This window comes from Streptomyces sp. SM1 (assembly GCF_002910825.1).
Classification (GTDB): domain Bacteria; phylum Actinomycetota; class Actinomycetes; order Streptomycetales; family Streptomycetaceae; genus Streptomyces; species Streptomyces okerensis.
Window position 1 is genome coordinate 1 of the sequence record NZ_NEUB01000092.1, and the last position, 1217, is coordinate 1217.

Here is a 1217-nt window from a genome sequence, read left to right on the forward strand (position 1 = left end):
ATGAGAGCCGTGCCTCCGGCGACGGCGAGGGCGGCCGCGCCCCCGAGGACGGCGGTCCGCGTGGTCGCACCCGTCGCGGCGAGGTGGGGCCGTGCGTCGTGCGCCGCCCGCAGGATCAGGTCGGTGACCTCCCTCGGGTCGGTCTCCAGCACGGCGTGCGGGGCGTCGATCTCGACGGTGGTGGAACCTGCCCGCTCGGCCATGAAGCGCAGGTTGTCGGTGCCGATCGTGCGGTCGTCGGTGGGGATGAGGGCCCAGGACGGAATCGTCTTCCACGCGGCCGCCTTGCTCGGTTCGCTGCCGGAGAGGGCCGTCGCGGGCCGCTGCGAGGCAGCCAGCACGCCGGCGCGGCTCGCCTCCAGACGGTCACTCAGGAATACGTCGCTGAACTTGTCCGGCTTGAGATACAGATCGACGTTCGTGGCGTCCCCGCCGAGCGGAACGGCGTCCAGGGCGGTCGGGACGGGGGCGGTGGGGTCGTCCGTCACCCGGCTGCCGGAGTACTTGGCCGCCAACTCGAAGGCGGACTCCCCCTTGTCGGGGGCGAACCCGGCGATGTAGACGAGCGACTCGACGTTCGGATTTCCCGCCGCGGCGTTGGTGATGACGGCGCCGCCGTAGGAGTGGGCGGCGAGGACGACCGGGCCCTCGATGGTCCTGAGCCGGGCAGCGAGGTAGTCGGAGTCGCCGGAGAGGCTGCGCAGCGGGTTGGCGGTGGCGACCACCGGATAACCCCGGGCCCGGAGACTGGCGGCGACCTCGCTCCAGCCCGAGGCGTCAGCCCAGTATCCGTGGACGAGCACGACGGTCGGCTTGCTGTTCCCCGGTGCTTCGGCGTCCTCTCCCTTCTCGGACGCCAGGGAGGGGCCGGCGGCTATCAGGGCGCCGGCGGGGAGGAGGAAGGCCAGGGAGAGAGTCCGCCGGGCGGCGCTGTGCCGGGTGCTCTTCATCGTCACTCTTTCGTGGAGGGGAATGACTGCTGAGACGACCTTGCCCGCCGCCGACCGGCCCTGCAGTGCCGGTTGATCCGGGTGAGTGAAGATCGCGGGTGCGGGTGCGGGCGCCGCTTCACGGACGTGGGTAGGCATCGGCCGGGGCCGCCCGGCCGTGAGCCGGTACCGCTCCCACCGGAGACCGCACGCCGGCGCCGGTACCCACCGCGGCACCGCGTCCACGGCGAGGGCGCGCGTCCGGACCCGCAGGTCGGCCACGGGGAC

1 protein-coding gene is annotated in these 1217 nt (G+C 73.0%); it reads right to left on the bottom strand.

The window, feature by feature from the left end; all coding sequences use genetic code 11:
- Nucleotides 1-950: alpha/beta fold hydrolase (locus tag B9S61_RS02080; protein ID WP_103540650.1), on the bottom strand; the 950-nt coding region annotated here is incomplete at its 3' end.
- Nucleotides 951-1217: the final 267 nt, after the last annotated feature.